General features: G+C 31.4%; 24 protein-coding genes. 21 read left to right on the top strand and 3 right to left on the bottom strand.

The features are described 5' to 3' along the window. The first annotated feature begins 37 nt into the window (after nucleotides 1–37). Nucleotides 38–1,057, top strand: a complete 1,020-nt coding sequence (locus E4100_RS00725; protein WP_135269870.1) for an SPFH domain-containing protein — start codon at nucleotides 38–40, stop codon at nucleotides 1,055–1,057. Further along, on the top strand, nucleotides 1,041–1,235 hold the full coding sequence (locus tag E4100_RS00730; protein ID WP_345702323.1) for a type II toxin-antitoxin system antitoxin: 195 nt from the start codon (nucleotides 1,041–1,043) through the stop codon (nucleotides 1,233–1,235). Before E4100_RS00725 ends, E4100_RS00730 begins: the two co-directional genes overlap by 17 nt. Nucleotides 1,236–1,253: 18 nt before the next feature. On the opposite strand, the gene E4100_RS00735 is transcribed toward E4100_RS00730, so the two are convergent. Continuing rightward, a complete protein-coding gene (locus E4100_RS00735; RefSeq protein ID WP_135269872.1) occupies nucleotides 1,254–2,312 on the bottom strand; it encodes an NAD(P)-dependent alcohol dehydrogenase in 1,059 nt (352 codons plus the stop codon). Between the two features lie 330 nt (nucleotides 2,313–2,642). Here E4100_RS00735 and E4100_RS00740 point away from each other — a divergent pair, with 330 nt between their 5' ends. The 3 genes from E4100_RS00740 (at nucleotide 2,643) to E4100_RS09280 (ending at nucleotide 6,180) form a co-directional block, all read left to right on the top strand. Further along, nucleotides 2,643–4,391 carry an IS1634 family transposase gene (locus E4100_RS00740; RefSeq protein WP_135269873.1) on the top strand — a complete coding sequence of 583 codons (1,749 nt, stop codon included), beginning with the start codon at nucleotides 2,643–2,645 and terminating at the stop codon, nucleotides 4,389–4,391. A 480-nt stretch (nucleotides 4,392–4,871) separates the two neighbouring features. Then, nucleotides 4,872–5,729, top strand: a complete 858-nt coding sequence (locus tag E4100_RS00745) for a hypothetical protein (RefSeq protein ID WP_245196332.1) — start codon at nucleotides 4,872–4,874, stop codon at nucleotides 5,727–5,729. Nucleotides 5,730–6,015: 286 nt separating this feature from the next. Continuing rightward, nucleotides 6,016–6,180 (top strand): hypothetical protein, encoded by a 165-nt coding sequence (locus tag E4100_RS09280; RefSeq protein ID WP_167792038.1) that lies wholly within the window; start codon nucleotides 6,016–6,018, stop codon nucleotides 6,178–6,180. 31 nt (nucleotides 6,181–6,211) lie between these two features. Here the strand turns inward: E4100_RS09280 and E4100_RS00750 are convergent, their stop codons facing one another. Further along, nucleotides 6,212–6,634, bottom strand: a complete 423-nt coding sequence (locus E4100_RS00750; RefSeq protein ID WP_135269875.1) for an acyl-CoA thioesterase — start codon at nucleotides 6,632–6,634, stop codon at nucleotides 6,212–6,214. A gap of 71 nt (nucleotides 6,635–6,705) precedes the next feature. Further along, complete coding sequence (locus E4100_RS00755; protein WP_135269877.1) at nucleotides 6,706–7,341, bottom strand: PHP-associated domain-containing protein; 636 nt, start codon at nucleotides 7,339–7,341, stop codon at nucleotides 6,706–6,708. A 177-nt stretch (nucleotides 7,342–7,518) separates the two neighbouring features. Here E4100_RS00755 and E4100_RS00760 point away from each other — a divergent pair, with 177 nt between their 5' ends. The 16 genes from E4100_RS00760 (at nucleotide 7,519) to nagE (ending at nucleotide 23,109) form a co-directional block, all read left to right on the top strand. Beyond that, nucleotides 7,519–8,550, top strand: a complete 1,032-nt coding sequence (locus tag E4100_RS00760) for an ABC transporter substrate-binding protein (RefSeq protein WP_209315194.1) — start codon at nucleotides 7,519–7,521, stop codon at nucleotides 8,548–8,550. Between the two features lie 12 nt (nucleotides 8,551–8,562). Beyond that, the gene (locus E4100_RS00765) at nucleotides 8,563–10,248 is read left to right on the top strand and encodes an ABC transporter permease (RefSeq protein WP_135269879.1); all 1,686 of its coding nucleotides are present in this window, start codon (nucleotides 8,563–8,565) and stop codon (nucleotides 10,246–10,248) included. Continuing rightward, the gene (locus E4100_RS00770) at nucleotides 10,232–11,164 is read left to right on the top strand and encodes an ABC transporter ATP-binding protein (RefSeq protein WP_135269881.1); all 933 of its coding nucleotides are present in this window, start codon (nucleotides 10,232–10,234) and stop codon (nucleotides 11,162–11,164) included. Before E4100_RS00765 ends, E4100_RS00770 begins: the two co-directional genes overlap by 17 nt. A 181-nt stretch (nucleotides 11,165–11,345) precedes the next feature. After that, on the top strand, nucleotides 11,346–12,194 hold the full coding sequence (locus tag E4100_RS00775) for a cobyric acid synthase (protein WP_209315195.1): 849 nt from the start codon (nucleotides 11,346–11,348) through the stop codon (nucleotides 12,192–12,194). Continuing rightward, complete coding sequence (gene cbiB, locus E4100_RS00780; protein WP_135269882.1) at nucleotides 12,187–13,128, top strand: adenosylcobinamide-phosphate synthase CbiB; 942 nt, start codon at nucleotides 12,187–12,189, stop codon at nucleotides 13,126–13,128. Before E4100_RS00775 ends, cbiB begins: the two co-directional genes overlap by 8 nt. Further along, nucleotides 13,128–14,177 carry a pyridoxal phosphate-dependent aminotransferase gene (locus E4100_RS00785; RefSeq protein ID WP_135269884.1) on the top strand — a complete coding sequence of 350 codons (1,050 nt, stop codon included), beginning with the start codon at nucleotides 13,128–13,130 and terminating at the stop codon, nucleotides 14,175–14,177. The genes cbiB and E4100_RS00785 overlap by 1 nt, the downstream gene beginning before the upstream one ends. Nucleotides 14,178–14,190: 13 nt before the next feature. Then, a complete protein-coding gene (locus E4100_RS00790) occupies nucleotides 14,191–14,439 on the top strand; it encodes a cysteine-rich small domain-containing protein (RefSeq protein WP_135269886.1) in 249 nt (82 codons plus the stop codon). 57 nt (nucleotides 14,440–14,496) lie between these two features. Then, nucleotides 14,497–15,270: a molybdate ABC transporter substrate-binding protein gene (gene modA, locus E4100_RS00795; RefSeq protein ID WP_209315196.1), complete on the top strand. Its 774-nt coding sequence runs from the start codon at nucleotides 14,497–14,499 to the stop codon at nucleotides 15,268–15,270. A 10-nt stretch (nucleotides 15,271–15,280) separates the two neighbouring features. Beyond that, nucleotides 15,281–15,952, top strand: coding sequence for a molybdate ABC transporter permease subunit (gene modB / locus E4100_RS00800; protein WP_135269889.1), 672 nt, complete (start codon nucleotides 15,281–15,283; stop codon nucleotides 15,950–15,952). A gap of 1 nt (nucleotide 15,953) precedes the next feature. Continuing rightward, nucleotides 15,954–17,009 carry a sulfate/molybdate ABC transporter ATP-binding protein gene (locus E4100_RS00805; RefSeq protein ID WP_135269891.1) on the top strand — a complete coding sequence of 352 codons (1,056 nt, stop codon included), beginning with the start codon at nucleotides 15,954–15,956 and terminating at the stop codon, nucleotides 17,007–17,009. A gap of 46 nt (nucleotides 17,010–17,055) precedes the next feature. After that, nucleotides 17,056–17,796: a nitroreductase family protein gene (locus E4100_RS00810; protein WP_135269893.1), complete on the top strand. Its 741-nt coding sequence runs from the start codon at nucleotides 17,056–17,058 to the stop codon at nucleotides 17,794–17,796. A gap of 13 nt (nucleotides 17,797–17,809) precedes the next feature. Continuing rightward, nucleotides 17,810–19,060, top strand: a complete 1,251-nt coding sequence (dsdA, locus tag E4100_RS00815; protein WP_135269895.1) for a D-serine ammonia-lyase — start codon at nucleotides 17,810–17,812, stop codon at nucleotides 19,058–19,060. Nucleotides 19,061–19,131: 71 nt separating this feature from the next. After that, on the top strand, nucleotides 19,132–20,253 hold the full coding sequence (locus E4100_RS00820; RefSeq protein ID WP_135269897.1) for a sodium ion-translocating decarboxylase subunit beta: 1,122 nt from the start codon (nucleotides 19,132–19,134) through the stop codon (nucleotides 20,251–20,253). Nucleotides 20,254–20,410: 157 nt separating this feature from the next. Next, complete coding sequence (dmpI, locus tag E4100_RS00825; RefSeq protein ID WP_135269899.1) at nucleotides 20,411–20,602, top strand: 4-oxalocrotonate tautomerase DmpI; 192 nt, start codon at nucleotides 20,411–20,413, stop codon at nucleotides 20,600–20,602. Between the two features lie 129 nt (nucleotides 20,603–20,731). Then, nucleotides 20,732–21,586, top strand: a complete 855-nt coding sequence (locus E4100_RS00830) for a PRD domain-containing protein (RefSeq protein WP_167792039.1) — start codon at nucleotides 20,732–20,734, stop codon at nucleotides 21,584–21,586. A gap of 11 nt (nucleotides 21,587–21,597) precedes the next feature. Beyond that, a complete protein-coding gene (nagE, locus tag E4100_RS00835) occupies nucleotides 21,598–23,109 on the top strand; it encodes an N-acetylglucosamine-specific PTS transporter subunit IIBC (protein WP_135269902.1) in 1,512 nt (503 codons plus the stop codon). Nucleotides 23,110–23,120 lie beyond the last annotated feature (11 nt).

Below are 23,120 nucleotides of genomic sequence, written 5' to 3' on the forward strand. Positions count from 1 at the left end.
AATGATATCAAAATAATATAAATAAGGAGATGGAATAGTGGAAGAAAAAATTCTCAAACCAAAGAATGGAATGGTAGCTTTACTTTCAATTATTGCTTTGCAGATTTTATCGATAGCTGCTATAATTTTTGGTGCAAACAAAGTTGCTGAAAACAGCACATTAGGAGTAGCACTCATAATTATAGGGGTAATGGGTTTTATAGGAGGTTGTATTCTATACGCAGGATTAAAAGTAATTAAACCACAAGAAGCTTTAGTGTTGACTTTATTTGGGAAATACACTGGGACTATAAAAAAAGATGGATTTTACTTCGTAAATCCATTTTCAACTGCAGTTAACCCAGCAGCAGAAACTAAATTAGGGCAAAGTGGAGATGTCAATGCATCAAACACGGGAGAAAAAAATATTTCAATCGAAGGTAAGGCTTATACATTAGGAGCAAGTAAAAAGATCTCGCTTAAAGTTATGACCTTAAATAATGCAAAACAAAAGGTTAATGATGTATTGGGAAATCCTGTCGAGATAGGAGTAGCTGTCATGTGGAGAGTAGTTGATACCGCTAAAGCAGTATTTAATGTAGATAACTATAAAGAATACTTATCTTTACAATGTGATAGTGCTGTTAGAAGTATCGTTAAAATATATCCATATGATGTAGCTAATGGTGTAGACACTACCGGAGATGGAGAACCCGATGAGGGAAGTTTAAGGGGATCAAGTGCAATTGTAGCTGAAAGAATTAAAAAAGAACTGCAAAGCAGAGTTGAAGAGGCAGGCATTGAAATTCTTGAAACTCGCATAACTTATCTAGCATATGCTCCTGAAATTGCAGCTGCTATGCTTCAAAGACAACAAGCAAGCGCCATAATCGATGCAAGAAAGATGATAGTTGATGGAGCGGTTGGTATGGTAGAAATGGCTCTTCAGAGGTTAAATGAAAATGGTGTAGTAGAATTAGATGAGGAGAGAAAAGCTCAAATGGTATCAAACCTATTAGTAGTATTATGTGGTAATAAAGATGCTCAACCGATAGTAAATAGTGGAAGTCTGTATTAAAATGAATGAAGATAAAAAGAAACAAATACCACTACGCATATCTAAGGAATTATATGATGAGATAGCATCGTGGGCAGCAGACGATTTCAGGTCAATAAATGGGCAAATCGAGTATCTATTAAACGAATGCGTCAAGAAAAGAAAAAAAGGAAAATATGATGGAGAAATAAGAGAATAGAGATTAATCTCTATTCTCTTATTTGATGAGTACAACAGGTTTAATTAAATCTTTTGGTTTTTTATACATCAAATCAAATGCTTTATCAAGATTTTCAAAGCCTTCGAATTTATGAGTTATTAGTTTCGATGGATCTAACCTATTTGTCAATACGAGGTTAGCTAGTCTTTCAATTCTCATTCTACCTGCTGGCATTAGCCCTCCGACAATCTTTATGTGGCCCATTCCAACACCCCAATCGAGTCTTGGAATTTCAATATAATCACCACTTCCTAGATAGTTTATATTTGCTACTATTCCACCAGGTTTTATAACCTTTACAGCAGTTTTGAATGTTTCAATTCCCCCACCTGCAAGTATTACTTTGTCAACACCTTTGCCGTTTGTAAGTTTCATAACTTGTTCTTCTATAGGTCCATCTTTGTAACTAATTATATCAGTAGCACCATACTCTTTTGCAACTTTTACACAATTTGGTCGTGTACCAACTGCTAGTATTCTGGCAGCTCCTTTTAATGCTGAGCCAGCAACAGCCATTAGACCAACAGGTCCAATACCAACTACAAGTACATCTTCACCAAAACCTATTTCAGCAAGTTCAGCCCCGTGTAGCCCTGTAGGAACCATATCACTTAACATAGTACCAACAGCTGGATCTATTCCTTCAGGTAACAATGCTAAGTTAGCATCTGCATCATTTACATGGAAATACTCGGCAAACACACCATCTTTAATATTTGAAAACTTCCATCCACCAAGCATTCCACCTGAATGCATAGCATATCCTCTTTGAGCTTCTAAGGAACTCCAATCTGGTGTTATTGCTGGCACAAGAACTTTATCGCCTACTTTGAAGTCTTTTACAAGTTCGCCTACTTCAACGATCTCGCCTACAGCTTCATGTCCTAATATTAAATCTTCTCTTTCACCTAAAGCCCCTTCATAAACAGTGTGTATATCTGAAGTGCAAGGAGCTAAAGCTAATGGTCTGACTAAAGCATCAAGAGGTCCACATTTTGGTTTTTCTTTTTCGATCCAACCTACTTCACCAATTTTTTTCATAGCAAAGCCTTTCATTATAACCCCTCCCTTTATATTTACAAATAAATATTATCTTCAATATAATTATAACAGAAAATTCAATTAATTCAATCTTTGTTTGTTAAAAATCAACTAAACAAATTAAATATAAACTGAAAATATTAATATAACATTGGCTTTTATTTAATTTATGCTATTATTAAATTAAAGTGAGTAATATTTATTGGGTCGGGTCTTTGACACTTACTTAAAAAAATAATCGCTAAAGCCATTGGAAAGGCTTTATTTTTTTGTCAATTTTCGGAAATATTTATTGCGTAATATATTGTAATATGTTATAATATAAAGCATAGGGGGAGTTTTAATATGAGATTATCATTTTCAAAGTCTAAGAATTCGACTTCACTTTATGTTATCAAAGATGTTATAGAAGGAAATAAACGTACTACTAAAATAGTTGAGAAATTAGGTACTGTAAGAGAATTAGAAGAAAAATTAAATGGACAAGATCCTATTGAATGGGCAAAAGAATATATTGATGAATTAAATAAAAAAGAAGATGAACAAAATAGAGATGTTATTGTGAAATATAGTCAATCAAGGCAAATTGATAAGAATATCCAAAGGTCTTTTAATGGTGGATATTTATTCTTACAGCAGCTTTATCATATGCTTGGATTAAATAAGATCTGTGATAATATCTCTGCTAAATATAAGTTTGAATTTAATCTTGACTCAATTCTTTCAAGGTTAATTTACGGAAGAATCCTTTTTCCTTCTTCAAAATTAAATACTTATCAGGAGTCTAGTAATCTTTTAGAAGAGCCAGACTTTGATTTGCAACATATTTATAGGGCTTTAGAGGTTATTGCAAAAGAAAGTGATTATATTCAGTCAAAACTCTATGAAAATAGTTTATCTGTTTCAAAAAGAAACGACCGTATTCTCTATTATGATTGCACTAATTATTTTTTTGAGATAGAAAATGAAGATGGACTTAAACAATATGGATTTTCTAAGGAACATAAGCCTAATCCTATAGTGGGAATGGGACTATTTATGGATGGTGATGGTATCCCCCTTGCTTTCGATATTCATAGTGGTAATACCAATGAACAAACTACTCTGAAACCGCTAGAGAAGAGAATTTTTAAAGACTTTGAGTTATCTAAATTCATTGTATGTACTGATGCTGGATTATCTTCAACAGATAATCGTAAATTTAATGACATAAATGGTAGAGCATTTATTACAACTCAGTCTGTAAAAAAATTAAAGAAACATTTGAAAGAGTGGGCTCTTGATCCAACAGGATGGCACCTAGCAGGCAGTGATAATTTATTTGATATTAACCTAATCGATCAAGATGGAGAAAACTATGATAAGTACAAAAATAAAACCTTTTACAAAGAACGTTGGATAAAAGAAGATGGGCTTGAGCAAAAGCTTATTGTTACCTATTCTCTCAAATACAGAGATTACCAACGAAAGATTAGAGCTGGGCAACTAGAACGTGCAGCTAAGTTAATTACAAACAGAAAATCAGATATCAAAAAGAAAAATCAAAATGACTTCAGAAGGTTTATATCATCTACAAACGTTACAAAGGATGGAGAAATTGCAGATGAAACTATATATGGTATAGATACAGATGCAGTGGTTAAAGAAGAAAAGTATGATGGATTTTATGCTGTATGTACAAATTTAGAAGATGATGCTGAAGCTATTACAAAGATTAACCACAGAAGATGGGAAATTGAAGAATGTTTTAGAATTATGAAATCAGAATTTAAGGCAAGGCCTGTTTATTTAAGTAGAGACGATCGTATACAAGCACATTTCACTACATGTTTTCTTGCATTAGTTTTATATAGATATTTAGAGAAATTATTAGGTGAACAATTTACAAGTCAGGAGATTATTAATGGTTTAAGAGATATGAATTTCTACTCTATTCCAACAGAAGGATATATTCCAACCTACACGAGAACTGATTTTACTGATGCTTTGCATGAGGCATTTGGGTTCAGAACAGATTATGAGATAGTAAGCATAAAAAAGATGAAAAATTATTTTAAGGAAACAAAAAAGAAGAAAACATTACGAAGTTTTTAAACAAATCGAAAACTCTGAAATGAACTAATTACAATGCATTTCAGAGTTTTTGTGTCTCTCAACTGTCAAAGATGGAATTATAACAGAAAATTCAATTAATTCAATCTTTGATTAATTCAATCTTTGTTTGTTAAAAATCAACTAAACAAATTAAATATAAACTGAAAATATTAATATAACATTGGCTTTTATTTAATTTATGCTATTATTAAATTAAAGTGAGTAATATTTATTGGGTAACAAAATTCGTTTTTGTATTGAGAGGTTTATACTAATAGTTTTTATATTTTTGTGACATAATCATATAAAACTAAAATTTATTACTAGTACAATATTTGGAAATATCAAAATATACATGCTATAATATATTCATAATATTAAAAGTTAATCTATTTTATTTAGTGAGCTTTTTATTCATTAAATTATAGTTCACTAAAAGTATTCATCTGTACTAATAAATGGGAAGGTAAATGGGAAGGAGTGAATAAAATAATGGGTGAGGAAAAGCACAATAAAAAGAAAATAGTATATAATAATTATCAGTTTTATGAGAATCCTGCATTGACTGAATTTATAGAAAAACAAGCTACAAAAGGCTATAGTCTTTGTGGTGCAATGGGAAAATTTTTAAATATACTAAAATTTTGTTATGCAAAAGATGAATTGCCAAAATCATACACTATTTTACATAAGCATTTAGATGAAGAAATTGATAAAAAAATTGAAGATATGAAAGCTAGCAATTATAAAATTGTATATCAGAATAATCTGTATATTGTATTTCAGCATGCTTCCAGGGAAGATAGTGAAATGGAATTAGGAAAGATAAAAACCAAGCAAAATACTTTACTTGGTGTTCCCATAAAAAAATCTTTAGCTTTAATTTCCGCGTTATTTGTGATTTCTATAATTGGTGTTATTCTGAATATATTATTGATACACGACGGAAATTTACATTTTAACCTTCTGAGTTTAGGACTTTACTTGGCTTTAATTATTACCTTCCTTTTTTACTTTATAGGGGATTTACATGATATCATTGTAGGCAAGGGAACATCTATAGATGATAAACTGTATTTTTCTAGTCGCACAAAATTCAAAGATATACTGTTTCGCATTGGCGATATACTCAAATTTGGGATATTATTAGGGGGTATATTAGTAAGTGTTATGCTTTTATTAGATGCAAAAGATGAAGTCTCAGCAATTAATATTTTTGGAATGTGGTTAACTTACGGTATTGTTGGTTATACATCAAGGTTAAAGTACCAACGATCCTATATATCTTTACTATTAATAGAAGTGTTTCTAAATAGTTTTCAGTTTCTACTAAAATAGAAAATAAAACTTTATTTCAATATTGGGAGTGGGTATTCAATGGAATACCTGCTTTTATATTGTTTGTATACATTGTTTGTAGAAATTTTTTATTAGAACAACGGAGGATTTTAATTCTAAGCAAGTCATAATTACAACTGAAATTACGATTAATTTGACATTTGTTTGTTAATAATTATCAAAGAACATTAAATATAAAATCAATATAATCAATAAAATATTAATTTTTATCTTACTAATACCTACAAAATTACTTATTCTAGGGCTTGACATCACACCTTATATAATGAAAAAAACTTCTGGGTACGTTTCAGATAAACAGAAAGAAGTTTTAGACTGTATTGATTTTAAAGTATTAGCAAAAAGCATAAAAGTTTTAAAAAACTATAGAGGGCTTAAAATCATAGAGGTAAGGTCAAAAGAAGGCGAAGAAGTTTCAATCATCATATAAATTGTACAATAAGCACTGCTAAAAGCAGTGCTTATTTGCTCAAGAGTTTAGCTCTTTCTCTTATATCTAATTCCGTTATATCATCTGTATTATCCATTACAATATTATGAGGAATTGATTTTCCATTTTCATCAACAAAGACAAATGTTATGAAGCCATCAGAGACAAGAGTATCAGAATCATTTATTGTAATTTTCCCATAAACTGTAATGCTGGATCTTCCTACTTTTGACACAAAAGTTTGAATATAAACTACATCTCCTTTATTGCCAGGCTTATTAAAAGTAAGACCATGGATATTAGCACAAACTATATTTTCAGGTCTTTTTGTAATTTTAGCTGCGCATATAAAACAAGCTTCTACAAACCATTCCGCCATTCTTCCTGCAAATAATGTACCGTGATGATTTAAATCCTCAGATTTTACTAGATGAGCGACATTAATTTTTTCCAAAATAAAACCTCCAATCATAGTCACATTCATTTTAGCATCGGTAGGAGATTATTGCTATATTTTTTTGATACCTATATATAATTGACTATTTCGTACCGATTACCTCTGTAAACTGCAGGAAAGAATTCTTTTGATTTTATCGCTTCTATAAAGTCCTTCTCATCTCTTATTTTATCCTTAAAATAAGTTGCAAATTTTCCAACATTATCTAATATATGTGCATCACTTCCACCTGTAGATGGGATATTCAACTCTTTTGCCAAAGCAAATCCATAAAGATTGTGATGAGCAAGAGTACTGCCGTTAAATGCTTCCACTGCAGAGAGTTTGTAGGAAATTTTCATCAAGAAATTTCCTAATCCTCGATTGTTATTCCTAAATGGGTGAGCACTTATTGCAATACCATTTTTATGTTTTATATAATCTAACAACTCGTCTGCGTCAATCTTATTATCTTCTATATGCAATGTATCATTTACAAAGGCTAATACATCACCTTGTCTACTTAATATCTCAGCCCCAGCGATAATCGTAATTCCGTATTTTTTGTGATAATAATCTATCTCATTTCTTATGAAGTTATTGTCATGATTTGTTATGCAAACTCCGTCAAGCCCTATCTCTTTAGCCTTTATCAGTATATCATCTAGAGATATTTGGCTATCGCTAGAGTATTTCATCTCATGAATGTGAAGATCTATTAACATGTTCTAACCTCCAGATTTGTACTAGTAGAAATATATCACATTTTAATATAAATGATGAATTGAATAAATTTATAGAATAAATATTTTGATAAAAATAATCAATACAAGTTTAATTCTAGATTTTTCTATGTTAATATATCTGAGATAATTCATAAAAAAAAGGGGGAAAGGGAATATATGAAAAAGTTAATGTATGTATTTGTAGCTTTATTAATGCTATTTAGTTTAGCATCTTGCAGCAATACAAATAATAGTAGCGATGGCGGAGCGAATACATCGGGAAATGAAAATAAGACATTAAAAATTGTCGCAGCAATTGGAAACAAGGAAGATATATTTAAACAATTTGAAAGTGATACTGGCATAAAAGTTGAGTTTTTAGACATATCATCTGGAGAGGTTTTATCAAGAGCATTGGCACAGAAAGGGATTCCTGTTGCAGATGTGTGGTTTGGAGGGGGAGCTGATAGTTTCATGGCTGCAGCCAAAGAAGGGATTCTTGAGAGTTATGTATCAGAAGAAGCAAAGGACATAAGTGATAGATACAAAGATAAAGATGGATATTGGACTGGCATGTCAATAGTCACAACAGGCTTTGTGGTAAACAATGACGTACTAGAAGAAAAAGATCTCCCAATGCCTTTAAAATGGTCTGATTTGACAAACCCGGTATATAAAGATGAAATACTTATGCCAAATCCAAATATTTCTGGAACAAGCTACTCTATTATATCTTCTTTAATCCAAGCTTGTGGAGAAGAAAAAACTTGGGAGTACTTGATAGAACTCGATAAAAATATACCATATTATCCACAAAGAGGAGGAGAACCACCACAAAAGGCTTTGACAGGAGAAACAGCAATAGCTATTTCTCCATTAGATGGAGAACAAATAGCGAAAGGAGAAGGTTTTAATGTTACAAATGTATTTCCTGAAGATGGTATTCCATGGACTGTAGCACCGGTAGCTATATTTAAAGGTGCACAAAACATGGATGAAGCAAAAGCATTTGTAGATTGGAGTCTTTCTAAAAAAGGTCAAGAGACAATAGCTAAGTTTTCTCCGAGAATTCCTGTTAAAGAAGATCTCGAAATTCCAGAAGTCTTAAAAGATGTTGATTTAAATAAACTATTAGATGTAGATATCTTTAAAGCAGGTGAAGACAGAGACGATATTCTTAGTGTTTGGAATGAAAAAATCGCAAAATAAGCGAGGGATAATATGGGAAATAGTTTATTAAGGGCATCTAAATTAGATGTCCTTATTTCTAAAATAAAAGAGAACATTGTATTTATAATCATTTACGCTTTGATATTATTGTTTATCTTATGGCCTATCATAGCTGTAGTTTTTAATAGCATTTATGTAGATGGTAGATTCACTTTAGAAGCTTATTCTAATTTAACTTTTAAGAGCACGAAATTGCTATATAATAGTTTTATTGTAGCATTTTCTTCTGCGTCGATTGCTTTAATTATATCTACAATTATAGCTATATATGTAACTTTTACTAAAGGGCATCTTAAGAAATTCATAATGATCGTACTTCTAGTCAGCATGATCTCACCCCCTTATGTGGATTCACTTTCATTTATAATTTTGTTTGGCAAAAGGGGGCTTATAACATATAAATTATTGGGTTTAAATATAAATCCTTATGGATTTTGGGGAATAGTCGTCATGGAAACTCTTGCGAATATACCTAGGGCTACTTTATTTATAATAATGGCTATGAAATCTATTGATAAAAATATAATTCACGCTTCTAGAGATTTAGGTAGCGATGAATTGAGTATGTTAAGATCAATAATATTGCCAATATCAAAACATGGATTGCTTTCTGCGTTTTTTATAAGCTTTGTAACTAGTCTGTCAGATTTTGGGACGCCATTAGTAATAGGTGGAGGATTTAATGTGTTTGCTACAGAAGCATATCTAAATATAACGGGCGTGAGTGATATACCTCTAGCTTCTGCAATGAGTATATATCTTGTCATTCCATCATTGATATTTTTCATCTTATACAGGAAAGAGATGACAAGGGATCAGGTTTATTCGTATCAAATTGCAGATTTACAACAACAGGATGTAGAGAACTATATAGATTTACCAAAGGCAATTAATTTTATTATAAAATTAATTACGTGTATGTTTTTATTAATAGTTGTAGTTAAATACACAACTATCCTTCTAGGAAGTTTTTTGTCATTTACTGGTGGTGATGTAAGTTTTACATTAAAGCATTTTGAAAAAATTGACTTTGCAAAGCTTAGCAGCTTTAAAAGAAGCATTCAATATTCACTTATTAGCGGAATAGTTGGAAGTATTATAGGTATATTGTTATCATATGGGATTAATAGAAACAAGATATTTGGGAAAAATTTCATCGACTTTGTTGCTACTTTGCCATATATGATGCCAGGAACGCTATTTGGGATATCATATATTTTGGCATTTAAAAATCCACCGCTATTATTGATTGGGACTAGTTCTATAGTTATATTAAATTGCATTTTTAAACAAATTCCAATAAGCTCTAAAGCAGGTGCTCAAGTATTAAAGAAGATAAATCCTGAGATTGAAAATGCTGCAAAAGATTGCGGAGCTAGTAATTTCCATTTACTAAAGGATGTAATTTTGCCACTTTTATCTCCAGCTTTTCTCACAAGTTTTATAAACATTTTTTCTTCAACAATGGTTACTATTGGGGCCTTGATATTCTTAGTATCTCCGGGGAAAGAAGTAGCTACAGTACAACTTTTTTCCGCAATAAAAGAGGGAAATCTAGGAGTAGGATCAATTCTAGCAAACATGATAATTTTTACGACCATAATCGTTAATCTGTCAATGTCAGCATTATTAAAAGGCAAATTCAGAAGAGGTGAATCCGATGTTTATGGAGATTAAGAACTTAAAAAAGAGTTACAAAGACAATTTAGTGGTAGAAAATTTTACATTAGAAATCGAGAAAAGAGAATTTGTCACAATTCTAGGGGCAAGTGGTTGTGGGAAAACTACAACTTTAAAAATGATAGGTGGATTTTTAAAACCTGATAGTGGAAGTATCACAATAGACGGAAAAGATATAACTAATCTAGCAGCTAATTTAAGACCGACTGCAACAGTGTTTCAAAATTATGCATTGTTCCCAAACATGAATGTAATTGAAAATGTGAGTTACGGTTTGAAATTTAATAAAATAAAGAAACCACAAGCAAGGGAAATAGCAAAAGAAATGCTGGAAACCATAGGATTAAAAGAACATATTTATTCTGATATTAACAAATTAAGTGGTGGACAAATGCAAAGAGTTGCATTAGCTAGAGCATTGGTATTAAATCCAAAAGTTTTACTTTTAGATGAACCTTTCTCCAATCTAGATGCTAAGCTAAGAGTAAAAATGAGAGAAGAGATCAAGCAGATACAGCATAAATTTGGTATCACTATGATATTTGTCACTCATGATCAAGAGGAAGCTTTGAGTATATCTGACAAAGTGGTTATAATGAATAAAGGAAAGATTGAACAGATGGGAAAACCAGAGGAAGTGTATAAGAACCCTAAAACACTTTTTGTTGCAGATTTCATTGGTAGGATTAACATCATTGAATTAGATGGGGAGAAAAAAATGATAAGACCTGAAAATATTATTTTGGATAGAGAAAAAGGGACTTTTCTAGGGAAAATTCACGATAAACAATTCAAAGGTGTTTATGTTACTTATTTTTTGAATTCTGACATCGGCAGTTTACAAGTAGATGCATTAAATAGCGATATATACGAAGTTGGAGAAAAAGTTTATTTTAGTCTAAAAAATAATTAATTATAGTATCTGTATAATGAGGTTATATAAATTACAAATAAAGGAATATTTCCAGCTGACTTTCGATAATCAGAATTTTTGTTTCGATAGTAAAACTGTGGTGTTTTTTATTGTCAGGCTATATAATAGATTTAGTAAATCTTTTATTGTTTAAAAATCTTTAAGAAGTAGGTGTTAGAGCGTGGCAAGCATTATGATACAGGGAACAGCTTCATCTGTGGGGAAAAGTATGATATGCACTGGATTATTAAGAATTTTTCAACAAGATGGATATAAAGTATACCCATTTAAGTCACAAAATATGTCAAACAAATACACTCTCACAGAAGATGGCTTTAAAATAAGTACAGCACAAAATCTTCAGGCAATTGCTGCTAGAGTTAATCCAAATCCTAGAATGAACCCTATTTTACTTATTCCAAATTCTGAAAGTGGATCAAGAGTTGTAATAAATGGAATGGATAAAATAGATTTAGAAGCGGCTGAATACTTTAAATATAAAAAAGACTTAAGAAAAATGGTATATGAAATTTTTAAAGAAATAGAAAGCGAAAACGATTTAATTGTTATCGAAGGAGCGGGATCACCAGCTGAAATAAATTTAAATGAAGATGATTTCGTAAATATGGGTCTTGCACAAATGACCAATTCACCAGTTCTTCTTGTTGCAGATATAGATAGAGGTGGAGTTTTTGCATCAATATATGGCACCGTGATGCTTTTAGATGAATCACAAAGAAAAAGAATTAAAGGTATATTGATTAACAAATTCAGGGGAGATATCACACTCTTACAACCTGGACTAAAAATGATTGAAGAGCTAGTTAATATACCTGTGATTGGTGTTGTGCCTTACACTCATTTGGAACTCGAAGATGAGGATAGCTTAACTGAATATGACAAATTGTGCAATGTAGTAAAACAAAATACAGAGGATATTGATTCAGAGATAGATAGATTGGCTCAAATATTAAGAGATAATATAGATTTAAATTATATTTATGAAATTTTGGGGATAAAAAATGCTTGATATATTTATTGCTGTGATATTAGATTACTTAATTGGAGATCCAGAGTATGCTTTGCATCCTATAAGGCTTATGGGGCAAATAATAAGTGGAGAAGAAAAACTAATAAGGCGAAAGGTAAATAGCCCAGTTGGATTGAGAGTATCTGGATTAATCGTAGTAGTTTTAAATTTAGCGATAGGTTTTTTTGTTCCATTTTACATTCTCAAGATCACCAGTAGAATTCCATTAATTTACAGGCTTACAAATATTTATTTTATTTACAGTGCTATAGCTGGCAGATGTTTAAGTGATGAAGCGAAAAAAATTTATTATGCACTGAATAAGAGTTTAGAAGAAGCAAGACATAGATTGTCATTTATAGTTGGGAGAGATACATTAAAGTTAAATGAACAAGAGATCTTAAGAGCTACGGTTGAGACTGTTGCAGAGAATACTTCTGACGGGGTTATAGCTCCACTTTTTTATATCATGGTATTTGGGGCTCCTTTGGGAATGGTTTATAAGTTTGTCAATACCATGGACTCTATGCTTGGTTATAGGAATAAAAAATATAAAGATTTAGGATTTTTCCCAGCTAAAACAGATGATGTATTTAATTTCATACCAGCTAGGTTAACTGGCATATTAATGTGTATAAGTTCAATCTGGAAATATGATGTAAAAAGAGGATTAAAAATAATGATTAGAGACAGAAAAAATCACAAAAGTCCTAATTGCGCATACCCTGAAGGTGCTGTAGCAGGCTTATTGGGGGTACAATTAGGTGGGAGTAATTTTTATAATGGCGAACTTGTCATAAAGCCAACAATAGGAGATAATTACAGGGAGTTAACAAAAAATGACATTCTAGCTTCTGTAGATATTTTATATAGGACTTTAACTCTGAGCCTAATATTGTATTATTTAATTAATTTGTTATTGAAGGTGATATAATGGAACATGGTGCTGACATTGAAACATATCAACAATATTCAAGGAAAAAATTAATTGACTTTAGTAGCAACATAAATCCCTTAGGAATTCCACCTAGATTAGAGATCAAAATAAAGGATGATATTGGTAATTTAGTTAGATATCCAGATATAAAATACAGAAAGCTAAAAAAAGATGTATCCATGTATTTGAATTGTGCTGAAGAAAATGTGATTGTTGGGAATGGCGCAGTAGAGATAATTGATATTTTTACTATGATTGCTAAGAGAGTTATTGTTTTTATGCCGTCATTTTCTGAGTATGAAAAAAGAGCGAGAATCCACAATAAAGAGGTTATAAGTTTAGATTTAGATGAGAATTTTAAAATCGATATAGAGAAAATTAAAAGTGTTATACAGCCAGATGACTTGCTAATTTTAGGAAACCCGAACAACCCAACAGGTCTTAGAATCGATAAAAACACTTTGATTTCGATCTATGATATTGTCAGAGAAAATGAGGCAATACTCTTGTTAGATGAAGCTTTTTTTGAGTTTTGCCCTACGGATTATGATAGTATAAAAATATTTAAGAAAAACGATTACTTAAATATTTGTATTTTAAGAGCGGCCACTAAATTCTTTGCTTTACCTGGGTTGAGATTGGGATATGGCTGTAGCTCAAAAGAATTAGTCAATAGAGTTTATGAGATTATTATGCCGTGGAGCGTAAATGGTATCGCAGAGTCAATAGCTAAGCATCTATTTACAGATAAAGAATACATCTTAAATAGCAAGGCATATGTGAAAAACGAAAGAGATTATCTTTTAAGTGAATTGAGAAAATTATCTAACATAGTTGCATATGATACAGATGCAAATTTTATATTGGTAAAATTGTTACATAAAGATGAAGACTTTGCATTACATTTTTTCTTGAATAGAGGAATTTTAATAAGAACTTGCTCTAGTTTTAGTAATATTGGAAGAAACCACATAAGAATAGCCATAAAAAACCATCACGAGAACAGTGTTGTTGTAGATGTATTCAAAGAACTTAATAAACTATAATCAGGAGGTAAAAATGAAAAATTCATATAGGTTTTATAAAAATTTAGAATGTGAGTATTTCCCATGTCATAAAATAGACAATACTGACGAGTTTAATTGCATGTTTTGTTATTGTCCGCTTTATTTATTAGATGAATGTGGAGGAAACTACATAATGAATAATGGAGTTAAGGACTGTTCCAATTGCTTAATTCCACATAAAGTATCAGGGTATGATTATATAAACAAAAAGTTGATAGAGAAAGTGTATTCAAAGAAATAAATATTAAAAACAAAAAATAATAGATTAATATAAAAGTCAAAATTAAAAGGTGTGTATATGAAAAAAATAGTTTTAGTTCTTTTGTTAATTAGCATTTCTATATTTTTTTTATCAGGTTGTTCAACTGAGAAAAATTTAGATAGCAATATCACGATAGCTGCAGCAGTAAGCCTTAAAAATGTATTTGACGAAAAGCTAATCCCTGAATTTGAAAAAGAGAATCCAAATATAACTATCGAGGCTACTTATGACAGTTCTGGAAAACTTCAACAGCAGATAAAAGAAGGAGCTCCAGTTGATGTATTTGTATCTGCAGCCACAAAACAGATGGATGAATTAAATGAAGAAGGATATATTCTTAAAGATTCGATAAGAGATTTATTAGAGAACAAAATTGTTGTAATAGTACCGAGAGATAGTGATTATTTAATATCTGATTTTGAAGACTTGCTTAAAGTGGAAAAGATAGCAATAGGAGATCCTTCTAGTGTTCCGGCAGGACAATATGCTAAAGAACTTCTAACAAATTTAAATCTCTGGGATAAAGCACAAGGTAAATTAAGCCTAGGGACTAATGCTTCAGAGGTCTTAAATTGGGTTAAGGAGAAGAGTGCAGATTGTGGTATAGTTTACTCCACTGATGCTTATTCAACTGATGAAGTTAAGATAGTTCTAGAGGCTGATGAAAACATGGTGAGCAAGGTTGTATATCCAGTGGGTATTGTAAAAAGCACACAAAATGTAGAAAGTGCAAATAAATTTGTTGAGTTTTTAAGGTCAGATAAAGCACATGAGATTTTTAGTGAATATGGTTTTACACCAATAAAATAGGAGAATTAAAATGGAGATTTCACCTATACTGATATCTTTAAGGACAGCTTCTGTGGCTACGTTTTTTACATTTATATTTGGCATATTTGCGGCTAAGTTGGTTTTAGATATTAAAAGCGAACGAATAAAGGCAATTTTAGACACTATATTTACTATACCTCTAGTACTTCCCCCTACAGTTATAGGATTTTTATTGCTTTTGGTATTTGGTGTGAAAAGGCCTATTGGTAGATTCTTACTTGAGTTTATGGGGATTAGAATTGTATTCTCATGGCAAGCCACAGTGCTAGCAGCATTCGTAATAGCTTTTCCGCTAATGTATAGGACTGCAATGGGTGCATTTGAGCAAATTGATGAAAATTTGATTATGGCAGCGAGAACTCTTGGAATGTCAGAATCAAGTATATTTTTTAGGATAATGTTGCCTTTAGCATCACCAGGGATTTTAGGGGGTGCTATTTTGTCATTTGCAAGGTCATTAGGAGAATTTGGCGCTACTGCAATGATTGCGGGTAACATTGAAAATAAAACTCGTACTCTTCCGCTGGCGATATATTCAGAAGTAGCTGCAGGCAACATGAAACAAGCATCATATTATGTAGCAGTAGTTTTGGCAATATCTTTTATAGTGATATTGTTGATGAATTATTTTGGCAGAAAACCAATAGTAAAGGACAAGTGATATGGGATTAGAAGTCGATATAAGGAAAAAAGTAAATGGTTTTAAACTAGACATCAATTTTAAAAATGAAGGATCGCACTTAGGGATTTTTGGAGCATCTGGTAGTGGGAAAAGTATGACATTAAAATGTATTGCTGGGATAACAGAACCTGATGAAGGTAGGATTTTACTAAACGATAGAATTTTATTTGATTCAGAAATGAAAATAAACGTTAAACCTCAAGAGAGAAACGTTGGATATCTATTTCAAAATTATGCTTTATTTCCTCATCTGAATGTAGAAGAAAATATAAAAATATCACTTAATAAAAAAAATGAAGATACAAAAACAAAATTAAAAGAGATTATCGAGCTTTTCAAACTAGAAAGTTTAGAAAAAAAATATCCTAGACAACTTTCAGGAGGACAACAACAGAGAGTAGCTTTGGCTAGAGCAATAATTAAAAATCCAGATATTCTAATCTTAGATGAGCCATTTTCAGCACTAGATTCTTACTTAAAGGAAAGACTGGAAGTAGAATTATTTGAATTATTGAAGACCTACAATAAACAAATGGTAATGGTAACACATAATAGAGAAGAAGTATATAAATTCTGTGATTACATGACTGTTATAGATGAAGGGAAAGTAATATTGGCGGGAAGTACTAAAGATGTATTTGCTAATCCAAAATATTTTAATGTATCAAAATTATTGGGTTATAATAATATTTCAAAACTTCAATATTTAACACACGACACTTTAATTGCTACTAAATGGGGTATATCATATAAAACAGACACGTATTTAGAAAATGATATTTCATTTATTGCTCTTAAAGACAATGACATATTGATAAACAATAGTCCGTATTCAAGCGGAGAGATAGTGGTTCAAGTAACAGTAGTAGATATCATAGAAACAATAAATCATTTTGATTTATTAGTAAAAAATGTGTCTTATAGTCAAGGAGAAGCTATATCTTTAAAAGTTGACAAAAATAATTTTAAAAAATTAGATTTCAAAGAAAATATTTTCTTACATATTGAAAAGAAAGCATTGGTTTATTTAAAATAGAGAATCAAAATAAACAATTGAAATATATTTGCTAGGGGTGATATTTTTGAACGAAGTAATAAAATTAATTCAGGAAAGAAAATCTGTAAGGTTATTTGAGGATAAATTAATTTCAGAAGATATAAAATCTGAGATTATAAATGCAGCTTTTGAAGCACCAACTGCTGGCAATATGATGTTTTATTCTATTGTAGATGTGACAGATTTTGAAATTAAAGAGAAACTTTCAATATTATGCGACAATCAGAAGTTCATTGCAAAAGCACCCTTAGTATTAGTATTTATTGCAGATTATCAAAAATGGTACGATATATACAAGTATAACGGAATTGATGCAAGGAATCCTCAAGAAGGAGATTTATTGTTAGCTATTCAAGATTCAGTAATAGCTGCACAAAATACCGTTTTAGCAGCACAATCTTTTGGGATTGGTTCTTGTTATATAGGGGATATATTAGAAAATTACGAAGAGGTAACTAAACTATTGAATTTACCGCCTTATACTTTGCCAATTAGCATGTTAATTTATGGATATCCAACAAAAAAACAAATTGACAGAAAAAAGCCTCAGAGATTTGAGAAAGAGTTTATGGTTTTTGAGAATAGATACTATAGATTAGATAAAGATAAACTGATGAAAATGATACAAATAAGAAATGAAAAAGAAAATTTATCAAAAGATGAAATAGAATCCATTAAAGAATTACATAAAAGAAAGTATGATTCTGATTTTGCTAAAGAGATGAATAGATCAGTTAAGAAGTATTTAGAAAATTTTAGAGGATAAACGGAGGTATAATATGGATTTAATAGAAAACCTTAGGGAAATGAAAGAGGTACTGTGGGTTAATCCTAACTACGAACCTTTTGAGAAAGTATATCCTCATCTAGAGATAAAAAAAGAAGATGTGATAGAAGCAAAAGAAAGATTTAAGAGATTTGAGCCTTTTATAAAGAAAGCATTTAACCTTGATAGTGGGATTGTTGAATCTAGGATAGAAGAGATTCACAATTATAAAAGTTGGTATGAAAATGAAATAGGGCAAAAAATAGATGGGAAAATTCTACTAAAAAGAGATGATTTGCTACCTATTGCTGGTTCGATAAAGGGGCGGGGCGGAGTATATGAAGTTCTAAAAATAGCAGAGAATTTAGGAATACAACATGGAATGTTAAATATTGAAGATGATTATTCTATCCTTTTAGAACAAAGGTTTAAAGATTTTTATAAAAAATTCACAATTCAAGTAGGAAGTACAGGAAACCTCGGATTAAGCATAGGAATGATAAGTTCTAGATTGGGATTTAATGTCGTAGTGCATATGTCAATAGATGCTAAACAATGGAAGAAAGACATGCTAAGAGCTAATGGAGTGAATGTAATTGAATATAAAGAAGATTATTCAAAAGCTGTAGAAATGGGAAGGAAAGAATCAGAGAAAAACATCAATAGCTTCTTCATAGATGATGAAAATTCAAAGGATCTGTTCTTAGGTTATGCAGTTGGCGGATTAAATGTCAAAGAACAATTAGACGGTATGGGAATCATTCCCGATAGAACACATCCACTCGTTGTCTTTTTACCTTGTGGTGTTGGCGGTGGCCCAGGAGGGGTTTTATACGGCTTGAAATTAGCGTATAAAGATTTAGTTCATTGTTATTTTGCAGAGCCAACTCATTCCCCAAGTATGCTATTAGGCTTAGCTACAAAAAAACACAATGAAATATCGGTATTTGACATAGGACTTGACAATAAGACTCAAGCAGATGGGCTTGCAGTAGGTAGAGCATCAGGTTTTGTTGGAAAGTTCATTGAAAATATGATACATGGTTGTTTCACTATAAACGATGAAAAATTATTCTATTACTTAAAAGGGCTATATAATTCGGAAAACATATTTATTGAACCTTCATCATTAGCAGGGTTTAATGGTATTTCACTCACTAAAAATCTTTATACCGAAGTATTTCCCTATTATATGATGTGGGCTACTGGGGGTAGCCTTGTACCCGAAAGTGAAAGAAAAAAATTTTTGCAAATGTTTGCTTAAATTTACTTTATATGTTGATTACTTTATGTTAAATTGTAATAGGTAAATATATTTAACAAGGGGGACAGTAAATGGAACAATTACTTCTGGGTTTGACATCAATAACACCAAAACACGTAATCATGTACATAATATCAGGAACTCTTATTTTTTTAGCAATCCACAAAAAATATGAACCTACATTGCTATTGCCACTAGGGTTTGGAGCATTGCTTGTGAATATTCCGTTTTCTTCTGCGATTGATCAGATTAGCGGTGGAATATTGCAAAGAGGAGCTTTGAGCATTTTGTTTGATGCAGGAATAGCAACTGAATTATTTCCCCTATTCATTTTTATTGCAGTAGGAGCTATGATCGACTTCACGCCTTTACTTCAAAACCCAATTATGTTATTTTTTGGGGGAGCAGCTCAATTTGGCATATTTTTTACTATGTGTTTAGCGACATTCTTTGGCTTTGATTTAAAAGAAGCGGCTTCAATTGGAATAATTGGAGCAGCAGATGGTCCAACATCTATATTTGTAGCAACGCGATTTGCTAAAAATCTATTAGGACCAATTTCAGTGGCGGCTTATTCTTATATGGCTTTAGTGCCAATCATCCAACCGCCAGTCATAAAGGCACTTACGACTAAAGAAGAGCGAAGAATAAAAATGGAGTATAAACCTCAGGGAGTATCAAAAACAGTAAAGATATTGTTTCCGATTATTGTAACTTTTATTTCTGGAATAATTGCTCCTTCAAGTGTTTCGCTAATAGGCTTTTTAATGTTTGGAAATCTAATTAGGGAATGTGGGGTAATGGATAGTCTTTCGAAATCCGCTCAGAACGAATTAGCTAATTTAGTGACTATATTTTTAGGGATAACTATTGGCTCCACAATGGTAGCTGAGCAATTTTTAAAACCACAGACTCTCATGATTATTGCTATGGGACTAATTGCATTTGTATTTGACACTGCAGGGGGAGTAATATTTGCAAAAATAATGAATATATTTTTAAACAAAAAGATCAACCCTATGATTGGTGCAGCAGGGATATCAGCTTTTCCAATGTCTGCTAGAGTAATTCATAAGATGGGACAAAAAGAAGATCCATCAAACTTTTTATTAATGCACGCAGTAGGAGCTAATGTAGCTGGTCAAATAGGCTCAGTTATAGCTGGCGGGCTTATTTTAGCATTATTGAGTTAGGAGCTGATGATATGAACGAATTATTTATAGAAGCGGTCAAAGTTTCAATGTATGGATTGTTAGGTATATTTGTTACAATTACTATATTTTTTTTGATGATTAAACTTTTACTAAAGGCCTTTTCATAATTAAAAATTTTTTGAAAGAAGGTGAGTTTATGCCATTTATTCAGTTTGATGGAGGTCAAATGACAAGGGAACAAAAGATGGAACTGGCAAAGAGATTAACTGATGTATCGCACGAAGTATTAGGCATTCCAAAAGAAGCTTTTTCAGTTTTGATAAGAGAGAACAGTATGGACAACATAGCATCAGGCGGGCAGCTATTGTCCGAAAGACATAAAAAATAATTTATGGGTTGATTTTTATAGTATTATATAATATATTATATTTATAAGGTGTGTCACTGATTTATCAGGCATGAACCTATGTTTATACATATGGTTTGTGCCTTTTTATTTTTAAAGGGGAGATGGATTGTGGGGGAAAGGAAGTATAAAATTAATAAAATATTAAATAATAATGTCATCCTTGCAATCGACATAGAGAAAAAACAAGAAATAGTTTTAGTTGGCAAAGGCATAGGTTTCTCAAAAAAAATTAATGAATTTATAACATTGAGTGATAAAGAGATAGAAAAGTCATTTCTTAATTTTGATGAAAGCACTAAGAAAGAATACATAAATTTAATTAATGAAATCGATGATAGAATCATTATAATCTGTGAAAAAATAATAAAAAAAGCAGAGGAGAAACTTGGGAAATTAAATAATCATATTCATATAGCTCTTACAGATCACATAAGTTTTGCTATTGAAAGGGCAAAATCTGGGATGGGGTTAAACAATCCATTTCTTTATGAAATTCAAGCACTTTACCCTAAAGAATTTGAAATTGGATTAATAGCCATAGATTTAATTAAATCAGAATTAGGAGTGGATTTAAAAGAAGTAGAAGCGGGGTTTATAGCTTTGCATATTCACTCTGCTAGGCAGAATAAAAATGTTGGTGATACGATAAAAAATACAAAATTATTATTGGATTTAATTAAAATAATTGAAACAGAGTTGAATATTGAAATAGGAACCAATGAATTAACTTATACTAGGCTGATAAATCATCTTAGAACTAGTTTAAATAGAATGGAAGAAAATAAAAATATTAAGAATCCTTTACTAAATATAATAAAAGAACAATTTGCTAAGTCTTATCAAATAGCTAATAAAATCGGGGAACACATAGCAAAGGTAAAAAGTGTTGAGGTATCGGAAGATGAGTTAGGATATCTAGCACTTCATATTGAAAGGATTAAAGAAGTGAAAAATTTTAATTAGGAGGAGTTGAAATGAAAAAGTATTTTCAAAGGTTAGGTAGTTCACTAATGCTTCCAGTAGCTGTACTTCCTGCAGCAGCAATACTTCTAGGTATAGGATATGCTATTGATCCAACCGGATGGGGTGGAGGAAGCCCAGTAGCAGCCTTCTTAATTAAAGCAGGGGACTCTATAATAGGTAATATGAGTATATTGTTTGCGATCGGTGTATCTATTGGAATGTCAAAAGAACGTGATGGGGCAGCTGCACTTAGTGGCTTGGTTGGATATTTAGTCGTTACAACCCTTTTATCTACTGAATCAGTAGCTATGCTTAAGGGAATTGAGGTTTCAGAAGTAAATGCAGCATTTTCAAAGATTGAAAACCAATTTGTTGGAATAATTTCAGGATTAACTGCTGCGGCAATGTACAACAGATTTAGTAAAGTCAAGCTGCCAGATGCACTGGCTTTTTTCAGTGGTAAAAGGCTAGTACCGATTGTAACATCTGCTGTTATGCTATTGGAATCGATGGCTTTATTGTTCGTATGGCCCGTAGTCTATACTGCATTAGTTAATTTTGGGACAACGATTAGTGGATTAGGCTATATAGGGGCAGGGCTTTATGGATTCTTTAACAGATTGTTAATTCCTACAGGGCTGCATCACGCATTAAACTCTGTATTCTGGTTTGATGTAGCTGGAATAAACGATATAGGAAACTTTTGGGCTGGTACTGGGACAAAAGGTATAACAGGAATGTATCAGGCTGGATTTTTCCCAATAATGATGTTTGGACTAATTGGAGCAGCTATCGCTATGTATCAAACAGCTAAACCAAAAAGAAAAAAAGAAATAAAATCACTGATGATGGCAGCTGGGTTTGCATCATTTTTAACAGGAGTAACAGAACCTCTTGAATTTTCATTTATGTTTGTTGCGCCAGTACTTTATGTAGTTCATGCTATTTTGACAGGTATTTCATTAGCTGTTAGTGCATTCTTTAATTGGACGGCAGGATTTGGATTCAGTGCGGGACTTATTGACTTTGTATTAAGTTCAAGGCTTCCTTTAGCAAATAATCCATATATGCTTATTTTGCAAGGTGTTTTCTTCGGTTTTCTATACTATATTATTTTCAGATTTTTAATAGTTAAATTTAATATTCAAACACCAGGTAGAGAAGCTGAAGATATAGATTTAAAAAATAGCGATGAAATGGCAGAAAGATTTACAGATAATTATAGTGATAATTACAATGAAATTGATTCAAAAGAGAAAATATCTACCACAAATGAAAAATTTGCAAATATAGCTAAAATTATTTATACTGGTTTAGGTGAAGACGAAAATATAGTAAATATTGAAAACTGTACTACACGATTGAGAATAGAAGTAAAGGATATGGATAAAGTAGATATTGGGAAAATAAAGAAAGCTGATATCGCTGGAGTTAAAGTGACTGGTCCTTATACCTTACAGATAGTTATAGGACTTCAAGTTCAATTTGTGTGGGAGGAATTAGATAAATTAATTAGCAAATAATTTTCGAACAA

The sequence above is a fragment of the Soehngenia longivitae genome, from assembly GCF_004684055.1.
GTDB classification, from domain to species: Bacteria; Bacillota; Clostridia; order Tissierellales; family Tissierellaceae; genus Soehngenia; species Soehngenia longivitae.